This window comes from Sphingomonas sp. GW821-FHT10F09 (genome assembly GCF_058809195.1).
Map to the genome: position 1 here is coordinate 1,139,235 of NZ_JBXASI010000001.1, position 14,126 is coordinate 1,153,360.

The following is a 14,126-nucleotide window of genomic DNA, read 5'->3' on the forward strand; positions in this document are numbered from 1 at the left end:
CGCGATGCAACCCCGTTGTCATGCTTTTTCGAAGGTTCGCGACCGGAAAGGCGGTCAGGCGACGAACTGCTCCATGGTGATGCGATCGTCGAGCGCGTGTTCGGGGTCGAACAGCAACGTGAGCTCGCGCGCGCGATCGATGCCGATCGCCACTTCGGCGACGTCGCGGAATTCGCGCTGGTCGGCGACGGCCGACACCGGTCGCTTCGCGCCGTCGAGCACACGCAGCGAGATGCGCGCCTTGTCGGGCAGGATCGCGCCGCGCCAGCGCCGCGGGCGGAACGGGCTGATCGGGGTCAGCGCGAGCATGTTGGAGCCGAGCGGCAGGATCGGGCCCTGCGCGGACAGATTATAGGCGGTCGACCCTGCCGGGGTCGCGACGAGGATGCCGTCGCAGGCGAGTTCGGGCATGACGATGCGATCGTTGACCGACACCTCCAGCTTCGCGGTCTGGCGCGTCTCGCGGAGCAGCGACACCTCGTTGATCGCGGGCGCGTGATGGATCCGGCCATCCATCCCGGTCACCGTTGCGGCGAGCGGGGTGACCTTGAAGGGCTTGGCACGGTCGAGGCGCTCGCCGATGCCGTGGCGGCGCCATTCGTTCATCATGAAGCCGACCGTGCCGAGGTTCATGCCGAACACCGGCACCGTCGGTCGGCGTCGGTCGAGCAGGCCGTGCAGCGTCTGGAGCATGAACCCATCGCCGCCAAGCGCGATGATGACGTCCGCGTCGGCGGGGTCGACCCAGTCGGCGGCGTCCGCCAGCTCGGCCGCCGCGGCTTGTGCCGGCGCGGTGGGCGAGGCGACCAGTGCCCGCCGCTCATACTGGCTCATCCGCCGGTGACGCTCATGTGCCGCGACACCGCCGGCGCCGCGCCCGCCTCGATCCGGAAATCGTGGCGAGCGGGCTTGCGGAGCAGGCCGCGGTCGATCGCCGCGTCCAGCCCGGCGATGCCGCCGTCGCGCAACGCACCCTTCAAATCGACCTGATCCTCATGGCCGAGGCACAGGTACAATTTTCCTTCGGTGGTCAGCCGCACGCGGTTGCAGCCATCGCAGAAATTCGCGGTGAGCGGGGAAATCAGGCCGAGCTTCGTCCCCGTCCCCTCGACCCGCCAGTACCGCGCCGGGCCGCCGGTGCGATGCGCGTCGCGGACCAGCGGGAACTGCGTCTTGAGATGCTCGAACACGCGGGTCAGCGGGACGAAGCGGTCGGTGCGGTCCTCGTCGATCGCGCCGAGCGGCATCGTCTCGATCAGCGACAGGTCGTGGCCCTCGTCGATGCACCATTGCAGCATCGCCGGGATCTCGTCCTCGTTGAGGCCGGCGAGCGCGACCATGTTGATCTTCACCGCCAGCCCCGCCGCTTTCGCTGCGGCGATCCCGCCGAGCACCTGCGCGACATCGCCGTGGCGGGTGATGTAGCGGAAGCGGTCGGCATCGAGGCTGTCGAGACTGACGTTGATGCGCCGGATGCCGGCGTCCGCCATCGCCTGCGCGTGCACGTCGAGCCGTGTCGCATTGGTGGTCATCGTCAGCTCGTCGAGGCCGGCGCCGACATGCCTGCCCAGCCGCCGCATCAGGTCGCCGACGTCGCGACGCACCAGCGGTTCGCCGCCCGACAGCCGGATCTTGGTCACCCCGCGCGCGATGAAGCGTTCGGCGATGATCGCGATCTCGTCGAGGCTCAGCAATTTGGCGCGGGGCAGGAAGGTCATCTGCTCCGCCATGCAATAGCGGCAGCGCAGGTCGCAGCGGTCGGTCACCGAAATGCGCAGATAGCGGATGGTGCGACCCTGGGGGTCTACGAGCGGCGGATCGACCGGACGGTCGACCAGCGGCTGATCGGATTGGGGAAGGACGCTGGTCATGTCTAGGAGCTAGGCAGTCAACCGTCCGCCGACAAGTCCGTTCCATCTGCGGTACGATGGCGACCGTCTCCATTGCCGGTTAACGGTCTGCCGCCTAGGTTCGGGCCGATGAAGGACCAGGCCGACCGCAGGACGCTGTTCATCGTGTCGGCCCGCGCAGGCGACGCGCTTGCCGCGTGCGCACGCGACGACGGATGGCGCACGATCGTCGACGGTGGCGGCGAGGATGTCGCCGCGCGCGCGCTGGCGAGCCGGGCGGAGGTGTTGTTGGTCGACGCGCGTCGCGACGGCGTGGACGACGTGCAGGCGCTGGGGGGGCTGGCCGCGGCGACGGGATGCGCGCTGATCGCGCTGACCGACGACAGCGCGGCATTGGATGAGGTGCATGCCGCCGGCGCCACCGATTTCCTGATCGATCGCGGCGATGCCGACGAGCTGCGCCAGACGATCCGCTTCGCCGCGCGCCCGTCGCTGCGCGACCAGAACGAGCGGCGCGGCCCGAGCTTCGGCGAGAGCGTCGATCCGGCGGACATGGGCGAATGGATCGATGCGCGGTTGCAGGCCGGCGAGCATGTCGGCGTCTCGATCATCGCGCTGTCGCGGCTCGATATCCTCAACGCCGCGCGCGGCCGGGCGGCGGGCGATGCGCTGATCGCGGAGGCGCGCGTGCAGGTGGAGGCGGTGGCCCGGGCGTTGCTCGGTCCCGCGGCGATCATCAACGCGCCCGGTGGCGGCGACATGATCGTCGCCTCCGCCGCGTCGCCGGCCGTCCTCGCCCGCCTCGCCGCCGCGCTGGATGCCGCGCTGGCGCGTCCGCTGGCGATCGCCGGACGGCAGGCGGTGCTGGGCAGCCGCTGGGGCATGGCGGAGAGCGGCGCGGCGGACGATGCCGCCAGCCTGTTGCGCCGCGCCGGCGAGGCCCTGGTCGCGGCCAAGGCGAGCGATGGGGCGACGGTGCGCGTCGCCGGTCCCGAAGGCGCCGCCCCGCTCGATTCGCTGGCGATCGACCTGCACCTCGCGATCGAGCGCGGCGAGATCGACGTGCTGTTCCAGCCGCAGGCGCCGATCGACGGCCGCCATGTCACGGGAGTGGAGGCGCTGGCGCGATGGCGGCACGGCCGGCTCGGCCCGCTCGGTGCCGATGCCCTGTTCGCCGCGGCGGACCGCGCCGATCTGGGCATCGCCTTGTCCGATCATATCCAGGAACTGGTGCTGGCGCGGGTCGCACGCTGGCCGCGACCGCTGGCGGGGTTGCGCATCTCGCTCAACCTCACCGCCAGCGACCTCGGCCGACCCGGTTTCGCGGCGCTGTTCCTCGACCGCGTCGCGGCGAGCGGCGTGCCGTTCGACCGGCTGACCGTGGAGATCACCGAGACCGGGGCGATCCGCAATCTGGAGGCCGCCGCGGCGGTGCTCGCCGCGCTGCGTCAGGCGGGCGTGCGGGTGGCGCTCGACGATTTCGGCACCGGCTATTCCAGCCTCGCCTATCTGACCGCCCTGCCGCTCGACTATCTCAAGCTCGACAAGGCGCTCGCCTGCGGGATCGAGGCGACGCCGCGGCATCGCGGCGTGATCCGCGCGGTGATGACGCTGGCGCGCTCGCTCGGACTGAAGGTGATCGCCGAGGGGATCGAGACGGAAGCGCAGCGCGCGCTGCTGGCGGCGGAGGGCTGCACCTTCTATCAGGGGTTCCTGCTCGCCCCGCCACTGGACGAGGCGGCGTTGACCGCGTTGATGGAGACGGAACGATGCTGATCCTGCCGCTGTTGCTGACGATCGTCGCGCCCGCGGCGCATGCGCCGGAGGCGGCGATCCGCGCGGCGATGGAGGACAGCGCGGCCGGCTGGAGCACGGGCGACATGCCGCGGTTCCTTGCCATCTATGCCGACGACGCCGTCTTCGTCACCAAGGACGGCCTCGTCCGCGGTAAGGCGGCGATCGCCGCGCGCTACGACCGGAACTATGGCGCGGACGCAGCCAAGCGCGGGCGGCTGTCGTTCCGGATGCTCGGCTTCCGCCGGGTCGATGCGACGCACCAGATGGTCTGGGCGCGCTGGACGCTGGATTACGACGGCGGCAAGCAGGTCGGCGGCATGACCTCGCTGCTGTTCGCGCGGCAGGCCGGCGGCTGGAAGATCGTCTCCGACCACAGCAGTTGAGCCGGCCTGCGCGCGCGGCTCACCCCGCCGCCTTGGCCAGCCCCTTCGACAATTGCAGCGCGCCGTGCAGCCGCGACTTCGCATCGGGCCAGGCGCGTTGCAGCACCAGCTTGCTGTCGGGGCGCAGCTTGGCGACGCCGTTCAGCCGGTCGACATAGGCGAGCAGGCCCGCCACGTTCGGCGGCGTATCGTCGTGGAAGGCGACGAGCACCCCGCGCGGACCCACGTCCATCTTGGCGATGCAGGCCTTTCGCGCGTTCAACTTTATCATGATGACGCTGATGAGGTTTTCGGTCGCATCGGGTAGCGGGCCGAAGCGGTCGATCATCTCGGCGGCGAACGCCTCGATCTCGCGATGCTCGTCGAGTTCGTTGAGGCGGCGGTAGAGGCCCATGCGCAGGTCGAGGTCCGGCACGTAATCGTCGGGAATCAGGATCGGCGCATCGACGGTGATCTGCGGGCTGAAGTCGCGCGGGCGGGTGGCGAGGCCGCCGGCCTTGGCGTCCATGATCGCCTCTTCCAGCATCGCTTGGTAGAGTTCGTAGCCGACCTCCTTGATATGCCCCGATTGTTCGTCGCCGAGCAAATTGCCGGCGCCGCGGATGTCGAGGTCGTGGCTGGCGAGCTGGAAGCCGGCGCCGAGCGAATCGAGGTCGGACAAGACCTTGAGCCGCTTTTCCGCCGTCTCGGTCATCTGGCGTTCGGGCGGGGTGACGAGATAGGCATAGGCGCGGGTCTTCGACCGGCCGACGCGGCCGCGCAGCTGGTACAATTGCGCGAGGCCGAAGCGGTCGGCACGGTTGACGATGATCGTGTTGGCGGACGCGATGTCGATGCCGCTCTCGATGATCGTGGTGGAGACGAGCACCTCGAACTTCTTGTCATAGAAGGCGCTCATCCGCTCCTCGACCTCGGTCGGGCTCATCTGGCCGTGCGCGACGACGTAGCGGATCTCGGGCACCTCGTTGCGCAGATATTCCTCGAGATCGGGCAGATCGGCGACGCGGGGGGTGACGATGAAGCTCTGCCCGCCGCGATAATGTTCGCGCAGCAGCGCCTCGCGCAGCACGACCGGGTCCCAGGGGATGACATAGGTGCGCACCGCGAGGCGATCGACCGGGGGGGTCTGGATCACGGACAGCTCGCGGATACCGCTCATCGCCATCTGCAAGGTGCGCGGGATCGGCGTCGCGGTCAGCGTCAGCATGTGCACGTCCGCCCGCAGCGCCTTCAGCCGCTCCTTGTGGGTGACGCCGAAGCGCTGCTCCTCGTCGACGATGACGAGGCCGAGCCGCTTGAAGTCGATGTTCTTTGCCAGCAGCGCGTGGGTGCCGATGACGACGTCGACCGTGCCGCCGGCAAGCCCTTCCTTGGTCGCCTTCGCCTCGCCCGCCGGCACCAGCCGCGACAGGCGGCCCATGTTCATCGGGAAGCCTTCGAACCGCGTGGTGAAATTGTTGTAATGCTGGCGCGCGAGCAGCGTCGTCGGGCAGACGACCGCGACCTGCTTGCCCGCCATCGCCGCGACGAAGGCGGCGCGGAGCGCGATCTCGGTCTTGCCGAAGCCGACGTCGCCGACGATCAGCCGGTCCATCGGCTTGCCCGCCGACAGATCGCCGAGCACGTCGTCGATCGCGCGGTCCTGATCGTCCGTCTCGGCATAGGGGAAGCGATCGACGAAGCTGGGATAACCGCTGGCGTCGGGTTCCAGCACGTCGCCCGGGTGGAGCGCGCGTTCGGCGGCGGTCTTGATGAGTTCACCCGCGATCTCGCGGATGCGCTCTTTCATCCGCGACTTGCGGCGCTGCCATGCCTCGCCGCCGAGACGGTCGAGCGACGCGCCTTCCTCGTTCGAGCCGTAGCGCGACAGGACCTCGAGGTTCTCGACCGGCACGAACAATTTGTCGCCGCCGGCATATTCGACCGCGACGCAATCGTGCGGGCTCTTGCCGACCGGGATCGACGTCAGGCCGAGATATTTGCCGATGCCGTGGTCGGAATGGACGACGAGGTCGCCCGGGGTCAGCGCCGCGAGTTCGGCGAGGAAGGCGTCGGCGGATTTCTTGCGCTTGGCGCGGCGCACCAGCCGGTCGCCGAGCATGTCCTGTTCGGTCAGTACCGCGACGTCGGGCGCGGTGAAGCCATGGTCGAGCGGCAGCACGACCAGCGCGACGCCGGCGCTTTTCGCCGTATCGGCGACGCCGAGCGCCTCCTGCCAGCTGTCCGCCGCCTTGCCGCCGTGGAGGCCATGGTCCTTCAGCAGATTGCCGAGCCGTTCGCGTGCGCCGACCGAATAGCTGGCGAGGACCGGCTTCCGGCCCGCCTTGCGCAGCGCCTTGAGGTGGTCGACCACCGCCTCGTAGACGTTGGCGCTCGCGGACCGTTCCGGACCGAAGTCGCGCGGGCCGTCGACCCCGAAATCGAGGACGGTCGTGCTTTCGGGCTCGTGGAACGGCGTCGTCAGATGCGCGCGACCCGCGTCGAGGCCGGCGGCCCATTCCTTGGCGTCGAGGTACAGGGATTTCGCCGCGAGCGGGCGATAGCTGCCGGGCTGCGCGGCCTCGGCGCGCTGGCGGTTCTCGTAATAGTCCGCGATCGATTCCATCCGCGCATCGGCGGCACCGGTCACGCCGAAGTCGCGGACGATGACGTCGTCGGAGGAAAGATGGTCGAACAGGGTGGCGAGCTTGTCCTCGAACAGCGGCAGCCAATGTTCCATGCCGGCGAGGCGGCGCCCGTCGCTGATCGCCTGATAGAGCGGGTCGCCGGTCGCGGTCGCGCCGAACTTGTCGCGGTAGCGAGTGCGGAAGCGCTTGATCGATTCCTCGTCGAGCAGCGCCTCGGAGGCGGGAAGCAGGGTGAAGCCCTCGATCCGCCCGGTGGTGCGCTGGTCCTCGGGGCTGAAGGTGCGGACCGTCTCGATCTCGTCGCCGAAGAAGTCGAGGCGCAGCGCCTGTTCCTCGCCGCTCGGATACAGGTCGACGATGCCGCCGCGGACGGCATATTCGCCCTGGTCGTGGACGGTTTCGGTGCGGACGTAGCCGTTCGCCTGCAACAGCCGGGCGAGATCGTCGCGATCGATGCGCGCGCCCGGTTCCAGCGTCGCGACCAGCTGGCGGATGCGGAACGGGGTCGGCACGCGCTGGGTCGCGGCATTCGCCGTCGTCAGGAACAGCTGCGGTCCTTTGGCCTTCTGTTGCAGGCGGTAGAGCGCGGCGATCCGTTCGGCCATGATCCGCAGCGTCGGGCTGGCGCGATCATAGGGCAGGCAGTCCCAGGCCGGAAAGCTGACGATGTCCAGCTCGGGCGCAAAGAAGGCGGCGGTGGCGGCGATCGCCCGCATCGCGGCGTCGTCGGGCGCGATGAAGACGGCGCGGCCGCCCTTGCCGGAATGCGCGGCGGCGCGCGCGAGATCGGCGAGCAGCGCGGGCTGGAACCCGGCGGGGACGCCCGACAGGGTGAGCGGGGCCTTGGCGCCGAGGATGGTCTTCAGGTCGGGCATGCTGTCTCCCCCCTCCGTGGAAGGGAGGGGTCGGGGGTAAAACGTCACCTCTCCCTTGCAAGGGAGTGGCTATCCTTGGCCTATCGCGCCACCGGCACGTAGCTCAGCGAGCGCATCGCTGCCATCATCGGCCCGTCCCATTCGGGCGGGCAGGGCAGCGATCCGATCGCCCAGCCCATGATGTCGACGTCCTGCTCCTCCAGCAGCGCCTCGAACCAGTCGAGCTGGTCCGGGGTCCAGCCGGCGCCATGCGCGTCGAAGAAGCCGCCGATCATCAGATCGGCCTCCTTGGTGCCGCGATGCCAGCTGCGGAACTTGAGGCGTTTCAGGCGGATGGCGTGATCCATACGGGCGTCCCATGCAAAGCGCCCGGTAACCGCTGGCGGCGGTTACCGGGTCGGGTATAGCGGTCATGTAGTCATGCGCCCCGATATCCTCAATCCGCTGTTCGCCGAAGTCACCGCCCTGAAGGGCGTCGGCCCCGCGCTCGCCAAGCCGCTCGACCGGCTGGGGCTGGCGCGCGTCGTCGATGTCGCCTTTCACCTGCCGAGCGGATGGATCGACCGGCTGCCGCGCGAGGAGCTCGACATGGCCGACGCCGGCCGGGTGATCGCGATCACGCTGACCCCCCGCGACTATCGCACCGGCAGCGGGCGCGGGCCGACGCGGGTGCAGGCGACCGATGCGCGGGGCAATGTCGTATCGCTCGTCTATTTCGGCGGGTCGTCGGGCTGGGTGAAGAAGCTGCTGCCGCTGAACGAGCCGCGCCGGGTGTCGGGCAAGCTCGAAAGCTATGGCGAGACGTTGCAGATCATTCATCCCGACATTGCCGGTGCAGGGGGGGGGGAACCGGACGAGCCGTTCCGCGAGCGCGAGGCGATCTATCCGCTGTCGGAGGGGCTGACCTCGCGCCGGCTCGGCGGGTTCGCCGCACAGGCGCTGGAGCGAGCGCCCGACCTGCCCGAATGGATCGAACCGGGGCTGAAGGCGAAGCGCGGCTGGCCCGACTGGCGCGCGGCGTTGCAGCGGATCCACGACGATCCGGCCGACAAGGTCGCGCGCGAACGGCTGGCCTATGACGAGATCTTCGCCAACCAGCTGGCGATGACCTTGGTCCGCGCCGACACGCGCAAGCGGCGCGGGCGGGCGCTGGTCGGCGATCGCCGGCTGCGCGACCTGCTGCGGCTGCCCTATACGCCGACCGGCGCGCAGTCGCGGTCGGTGGCGGAGATCGAGGGCGACCTCGCGCAGACCGCGCCGATGCTGCGGCTGCTGCAGGGCGATGTCGGTTCGGGCAAGACGCTGGTCGCGGCGATGGCGCTGCTGATCGCGGTGGAGGCGGGCGCGCAGGGGGCGATGCTGGCGCCGACCGAGATCCTCGCGCGCCAGCATTACGAGACGCTGCGCAAGATGCTGTCCGGCCTGCCGCTCAGCATCGCGGTGCTGACCGGGCGCGACAAGGGCAAGGTGCGCGAGGCGACGCTGATGGCGCTGGCCGCGGGCGAGATCGACATCCTCGTCGGGACGCATGCGATCTTTCAGGAGGCGGTCGGCTATCGCGATCTCGCGCTGGTCGTGGTCGACGAGCAGCATCGCTTCGGCGTCGCCGAACGGATGATGCTGCAGGCCAAGGGCAAGGCGCCGCCGCACCTGCTGGCGATGACCGCGACGCCGATCCCGCGCACGCTGACGCTCGCGCAATATGGCGAGATGGACGTCAGCCGGCTCGACGAGATGCCGCCCGGCCGCGAGCCGATCGAGACGCGGGTGGTGTCGGAGGACCGGCTGGACGAGGTGGTCAATGCGATCGGTCGCCACATGGCCGACGGCGGCCAGGCCTATTGGGTGTGCCCGCTGGTCGAGGAGAGCGAGAAGAGCGACCTCGCCGCCGCGGAGATGCGCGCCGAATCGCTGCGCGCGCGCTTCGGGGACCGGATCGGCGTCGTCCACGGGCGGATGAAGCCCGCCGAGAAGGACGCGGTGATGGAGGCGTTCGCCGGCAACCGGCTGAGCGTGCTGGTCGCGACGACGGTGATCGAGGTCGGTGTCGACGTGCCGAACGCCACGCTGATCGTGATCGAACATGCCGACCGGTTCGGGCTCGCCCAGCTTCACCAGCTGCGTGGCCGGGTCGGGCGGGGCGGGGGCCTGTCGCGCTGCCTGCTGCTGCGCGGCAATGCGTTGAGCGAGACGTCGCGGGCGCGGCTCGCGCTGATGCGGGAGACCAACGACGGCTTCCGCATCGCCGAGGAGGATCTGCGGCTGCGCGGCGGCGGCGAATTGCTGGGTACGCGGCAGTCGGGGGAGGCGACGTTCCGGCTCGCATTGCCCGAGATGCTCGGCGACCTGCTGCAATGCGCGCAGGACGATGCGCGGTTGCTGATCGATCGCGACGGCGGGCTGGAGGGGCCGCGCGGGCAGGCGGCGCGGGTGGCGCTGTATCTGTTCGATCGCGATGCCGGCGTGGCGCTGCTGCGATCGGGCTGATCCCCGATCAGCCGCCTCCCGGATCAGCCACCCATCGCGGCGAGCACCGCATGGTAGCGATTCGCAGGGATCGGCTTTTCGAGCTGGCAGCCGATCCGGCCGCCGAGCGCCCAGCGCACCGCCGCCTGTACCTCGCCCACCACCGGCAGCTGGATGCGCAACCATTCGCCCGCGCCGACCGGTAGGTCGCTGCGGATCATCAGCCCCTGCGGCGAGAGGTTGACGATCAGCACCGGCACCGTCCGCCGATCCGCGAGCGTCACGCGGCTGCGGTGATGCACCTCGTCGCGCGGTTCGGCACGATCATCGACCGAGAACGAAGCTCCTGGGGCCAACACGCAACTCCTTATGGTCCCGACGCCGGACCATTTCGGACTTTTTTACGTCCAACCCGTTTACAGAGACTTACCGGGCCGGGTTGAGCAGGCCATGGTTCTTCTTGCCGGCGGAGATCCGTACCGCGTCGCCGTCGACCGGGATCGCGAGCATATCGTCGTCGATGCGCTCGCCGTTCACCTTCGCCCCGCCGCCCGCGACGAGTCGGCGCGCCTCGCCCTTCGATTTGGCGAAACCCAATGCGATCAGCGCATCGACGATGCCGATCGATCCGCCGTCGACGGTGATCGCGGGCAGGGCATCGCCGCTGCCGCCTTCCTCGAAGGTGCGGCGCGCGGTTTCGGCCGCCTGGTCCGCCGCGTCCCGACCACGGCACATCGCCGTCGCCGCATTGGCGAGCACCTTCTTCGCCTCGTTGATCCCGGCGCCCTCGCGCGCTTCCAGCGCGGCGATCTCGTCCAGTGGCAGGTCGGTGAACAGCCGCAGGAAGCGACCGACGTCGCGGTCGTCGGTGTTGCGCCAGAACTGCCAGTAATCGAAGTGCGACAGCTGGTCCTCGTGCAGCCAGACCGCGCCGGCCATGGTCTTGCCCATCTTGCCGCCGTCCGCGGTGGTGATGAGCGGCGTGGTGACGCCGAACACCTCGGCCCCGTCCATCCGGCGCGCCAGTTCGATGCCGTTGACGATATTGCCCCATTGATCGCTGCCGCCCATCTGCAACCGGCAGCCGGCGCGGCGCGACAGCTCCAGGAAGTCATAGGCCTGGAGGATCATATAGTTGAATTCGAGGAAGCTGAGCGACTGTTCGCGGTCGAGCCGCAGCTTGACCGAATCGAAGCTGAGCATCCGGTTGACGCTGAAATGCTGGCCGACGTCGCGCAGGAACGGGATATATTCCAGCGCGTCGAGCCATTCGGCATTGTCGAGCATTACCGCATCGGTCGGGCCGTCGCCGAAGGTCAGGAAGCGTTCGAAGATCCGTTTGATCGACGCGACATTGGCCTTGATGCCCTCTTCGCCGAGCAGCTTGCGTGCCTCGTCCTTGAAGCTCGGGTCGCCGATCTTGCCGGTGCCGCCGCCCATCAGCACGATCGGCTTGTGGCCGGTCTGCTGGAGGCGGCGCAGCAGCATGATCTGGACGAGGCTGCCGACGTGCAGCGACGGCGCGGTCGGGTCGAAGCCGATATAGCCCGGCACGACCTGCTTCGCCGCGAGCGCATCCAGCGCGGTCGCGTCGGTCAGCTGGTGGATGTAGCCGCGCGAGGCGAGCGTGCTGAGCAGGTCGGACTGGTACGTCATGCGCGCCGGTTAGCAAGCGCAGCGGGCGACGTCACCTGTCGACGCGCGTGCGTCAGCGGCGCGGCAGCTGCCCGAGCGGATCGACCGGCGTGCGGCCTTTGCGCAGCTCGAAATGCACCTCGGGCCGGTCGGCGAAGCCGGAATCGCCCGACAGCGCGACCGTCTGGCCGCGCTTCACGCTCTGGCCGCGCTGGACGAGCAGCTTGCTGGCGTGGCCGTAGACGCTGGTCCAGCCGTTGCCGTGGCGGACGATGACGAGCCCGCCCAGCGCCGCGATACCGTCGCCGGCATAGGCGACGACGCCGTCCGCCGTCGCGTGGATCGGGGTCGCGACGGGCACCGCGATCTTGATCCCGTCGTTGCGCTCGCCGCTCTTGCCGGGGCCGAAGCGGCGGACGACCTGTCCGTCGGCGGGCCAGACGAAGCCGCCCTGCAACCGTGCCGGCGCCGCGACCACTGCGGTCGGCGGCAGCACCCGGCGCGGGCTCGTCACTGGCTTGGCGGGGGCCTGGCGCGGTGCGGGCGCCGGCTCGCCGCCGGTCAGGATGTCGTCGATGTCGAGGCGGAAGGCGGCGGCGCGATCGGCGCGGCTCGGCGGCTGCGCGGGATCGCCGGGGATCAGCACGCGCTGCCCGGCGCGCAGCACATAGGGTTCCGCGAGCTGATTGGCGCCGACGATCCGCGACCATTCGACGCCATAGGCCCGCGCGATGGCGATGCCCGTCTCGCCCGGACGGACGAGGTGGTAGCGGCCGCCGGGGATGGCCAGCGTCTGGCCGGTGCGGATGGTGAAGGGCGGCGCCAGTCCGTTGGCGCGCGCGATCGCCTCCGATGCGGCGCCCGTGCGCTCGGCGACGCGGCGCAGCGAATCGCCCGGGGTGACGGTGTAGGTCTGGCTGGCGACGACCTGCGCGTCCGGGCGCACCGGCCGCGCCTCCCACGCCGGCCGTGCGGTGCGCGGCATCGCGACGTCGCCGCGCTCGACCATGTCGCGGCCGGGGATGTCGTCCGCCGGCCGGTTCGGTGACGGCGTCGCGGCCGGGGGCGGGTCGCGCCGCGGCGGGGCCGCGCCATCATAGGCGGGCGCATAGTCGCCGCCCTCGATGCTCGGGATGCAGCCGGACAGCGTCAGCGCGGCCAGTGCCGTGCAGCCGATGATCCGCCAGCCTCGCATGCCCCGCCCTCCTAGCCGCGCGGTGCGAGCCGGGTCAGCCCGCCCAGATAGGGCTGCAGCACCGCCGGCACCGCGACCGATCCGTCCTCCTGCTGATAATTCTCCAGCACCGCGACCAACGTCCGGCCGACCGCCAGACCCGAACCGTTGAGCGTATGGACGAAGCGCGTCGCCTTCTCCCCCTCGGGCCGGTAGCGCGCGTTCATCCGCCGCGCCTGGAAATCGCCGCAGGTCGAACAGCTCGAAATCTCGCGATACGTGTCCTGCCCGGGCAGCCAGACCTCGAGGTCGTAGGTGCGGCGCGCGGTGAAGCCCATGTCGCCCGCGCATAGCAGCATGCGGCGATACGGCAGTTCGAGCGCGTCGAGGATGCCCTCGGCGCAGGCGGTCATCCGCTCGTGCTCGGCGTCCGACGCCTCCTCGGGAACGATCGACACCATCTCGACCTTGTCGAACTGGTGCTGGCGGATGTAGCCGCGCGTGTCGCGGCCCGCCGCACCCGCTTCCGAGCGGAAACAGGGGGTCAGCGCGGCGAAGCGCAGCGGCAGTTCGCCCGCCGGCAGGATCGCCTCCCGCACGATATTGGTCAGCGACACCTCCGCGGTGGGGATCAGCCAGCGCCCGTCAGTGGTGCGGAACAGGTCCTCGGCGAACTTGGGCAACTGGCCGGTGCCGAACACCGCCTCGTCCTTGACGAGCAGCGGCGGCGCCACCTCCTCATAGCCGTGACGCTGCGTCAGCGTGTCGAGCATAAACTGGCCGAGCGCGCGTTGCAGCCGGGCGGCGGGGCCGCGCACCAGCGTAAAACGCGCGCCGGCGATCGCGACGCCGGTTTCGAAATCGAGGCCGATGCCCGGGCCGATCGCGTCATGCTCCTTTACCGGGAAGGCGAACCGCGGCGGCGTACCGCGCTGATGGACGACGACATTGCCGCTCTCGTCCTCGCCCTCCGGTACGTCGGCGGCGGGACGGTTGGGAAGGGCGGCGAGCGCATCGCCGAGTGCCGCCTCCGCCGCGGCTTCCTCCGCCTCCAGCCGGGGCAGCGCGTCCCTGAGCGCGGCGACTTCGGCCATCAGCGCCTGCGCGCGCGCCTCGTCCTTCTGCGCCTTGGCCTGGCCGATCTGCTTCGACACGTCGTTGCGGCGAGTCTGCGCGTCCTGCGCGGCGGCGATGGCGGCGCGGCGCGCATCGTCGAGCGACAGCAGGCCGGCGGCCGGCGCGGCGACGCCCCGGCGGGCGAGGGCGGTATCGAAGGCGGCGGGATCGTCCCGGATGGCGCGGATATCGTGCATGGTCCC

11 protein-coding genes are annotated in these 14,126 nt (G+C 70.1%); 3 read left to right on the forward strand and 8 right to left on the reverse strand.

Annotation, left to right across the window (positions count from 1 at the left end; translation table 11 throughout):
* Positions 1-54 precede the first annotated feature (54 nt).
* Both AC1RTO_RS05400 and moaA read right to left on the reverse strand, forming a co-directional pair.
* Entirely contained in the window at positions 55-834 is a 780-nt protein-coding gene (locus AC1RTO_RS05400; RefSeq protein ID WP_293877309.1) for an NAD kinase, read from the reverse strand.
* Complete coding sequence (gene moaA / locus AC1RTO_RS05405; protein WP_493159842.1) at positions 831-1,871, reverse strand: GTP 3',8-cyclase MoaA; 1,041 nt, start codon at positions 1,869-1,871, stop codon at positions 831-833. Before moaA ends, AC1RTO_RS05400 begins: the two co-directional genes overlap by 4 nt.
* Positions 1,872-1,979: 108 nt before the next feature.
* Here moaA and AC1RTO_RS05410 point away from each other — a divergent pair, with 108 nt between their 5' ends.
* Positions 1,980-3,626 carry an EAL domain-containing protein gene (locus AC1RTO_RS05410; RefSeq protein WP_493159843.1) on the forward strand — a complete coding sequence of 549 codons (1,647 nt, stop codon included), beginning with the start codon at positions 1,980-1,982 and terminating at the stop codon, positions 3,624-3,626.
* Positions 3,620-4,030 carry a YybH family protein gene (locus AC1RTO_RS05415; RefSeq protein ID WP_493159844.1) on the forward strand — a complete coding sequence of 137 codons (411 nt, stop codon included), beginning with the start codon at positions 3,620-3,622 and terminating at the stop codon, positions 4,028-4,030. The genes AC1RTO_RS05410 and AC1RTO_RS05415 overlap by 7 nt, the downstream gene beginning before the upstream one ends.
* 19 nt (positions 4,031-4,049) lie before the next feature.
* On the opposite strand, the gene mfd is transcribed toward AC1RTO_RS05415, so the two are convergent.
* Together mfd and AC1RTO_RS05425 are read right to left on the reverse strand one after the other, a co-directional pair.
* On the reverse strand, positions 4,050-7,532 hold the full coding sequence (mfd, locus tag AC1RTO_RS05420; RefSeq protein ID WP_493159845.1) for a transcription-repair coupling factor: 3,483 nt from the start codon (positions 7,530-7,532) through the stop codon (positions 4,050-4,052).
* An 80-nt stretch (positions 7,533-7,612) separates the two neighbouring features.
* Positions 7,613-7,879 (reverse strand): FAD assembly factor SdhE, encoded by a 267-nt coding sequence (locus AC1RTO_RS05425; protein WP_493159846.1) that lies wholly within the window; start codon positions 7,877-7,879, stop codon positions 7,613-7,615.
* A gap of 73 nt (positions 7,880-7,952) precedes the next feature.
* On the opposite strand from AC1RTO_RS05425, the gene recG reads away from it, so the two are divergent.
* Positions 7,953-10,019: an ATP-dependent DNA helicase RecG gene (recG, locus tag AC1RTO_RS05430; protein WP_493159847.1), complete on the forward strand. Its 2,067-nt coding sequence runs from the start codon at positions 7,953-7,955 to the stop codon at positions 10,017-10,019.
* A gap of 23 nt (positions 10,020-10,042) precedes the next feature.
* Here the strand turns inward: recG and AC1RTO_RS05435 are convergent, their stop codons facing one another.
* The 4 genes from AC1RTO_RS05435 to serS form a co-directional block, all read right to left on the reverse strand.
* Positions 10,043-10,357: a PilZ domain-containing protein gene (locus tag AC1RTO_RS05435; protein WP_493159848.1), complete on the reverse strand. Its 315-nt coding sequence runs from the start codon at positions 10,355-10,357 to the stop codon at positions 10,043-10,045.
* Between the two features lie 67 nt (positions 10,358-10,424).
* Positions 10,425-11,654: a tyrosine--tRNA ligase gene (tyrS, locus tag AC1RTO_RS05440; protein ID WP_493159849.1), complete on the reverse strand. Its 1,230-nt coding sequence runs from the start codon at positions 11,652-11,654 to the stop codon at positions 10,425-10,427.
* 52 nt (positions 11,655-11,706) lie between these two features.
* Complete coding sequence (locus tag AC1RTO_RS05445; RefSeq protein ID WP_493159850.1) at positions 11,707-12,828, reverse strand: peptidoglycan DD-metalloendopeptidase family protein; 1,122 nt, start codon at positions 12,826-12,828, stop codon at positions 11,707-11,709.
* Between the two features lie 11 nt (positions 12,829-12,839).
* Positions 12,840-14,120, reverse strand: coding sequence for a serine--tRNA ligase (serS, locus tag AC1RTO_RS05450; RefSeq protein WP_493159851.1), 1,281 nt, complete (start codon positions 14,118-14,120; stop codon positions 12,840-12,842).
* Positions 14,121-14,126: the final 6 nt, after the last annotated feature.

What these genes read in the sequence shown, in the direction of transcription:
- AC1RTO_RS05415 (WP_493159844.1), top strand. Translation starts at nt 3,620, where the DNA reads ATGCTGATCCTGCCGCTGTTGCTGACGATCGTCGCGCCCGCGGCGCAT.
- moaA (WP_493159842.1), bottom strand. Translation starts at nt 1,871, where the DNA reads ATGACCAGCGTCCTTCCCCAATCCGATCAGCCGCTGGTCGACCGTCCG.
- recG (WP_493159847.1), top strand. Translation starts at nt 7,953, where the DNA reads ATGCGCCCCGATATCCTCAATCCGCTGTTCGCCGAAGTCACCGCCCTG.
- AC1RTO_RS05445 (WP_493159850.1), bottom strand. Translation starts at nt 12,828, where the DNA reads ATGCGAGGCTGGCGGATCATCGGCTGCACGGCACTGGCCGCGCTGACG.
- tyrS (WP_493159849.1), bottom strand. Translation starts at nt 11,654, where the DNA reads ATGACGTACCAGTCCGACCTGCTCAGCACGCTCGCCTCGCGCGGCTAC.
- mfd (WP_493159845.1), bottom strand. Translation starts at nt 7,532, where the DNA reads ATGCCCGACCTGAAGACCATCCTCGGCGCCAAGGCCCCGCTCACCCTG.
- AC1RTO_RS05425 (WP_493159846.1), bottom strand. Translation starts at nt 7,879, where the DNA reads ATGGATCACGCCATCCGCCTGAAACGCCTCAAGTTCCGCAGCTGGCAT.
- AC1RTO_RS05400 (WP_293877309.1), bottom strand. Translation starts at nt 834, where the DNA reads ATGAGCCAGTATGAGCGGCGGGCACTGGTCGCCTCGCCCACCGCGCCG.
- serS (WP_493159851.1), bottom strand. Translation starts at nt 14,120, where the DNA reads ATGCACGATATCCGCGCCATCCGGGACGATCCCGCCGCCTTCGATACC.
- AC1RTO_RS05410 (WP_493159843.1), top strand. Translation starts at nt 1,980, where the DNA reads ATGAAGGACCAGGCCGACCGCAGGACGCTGTTCATCGTGTCGGCCCGC.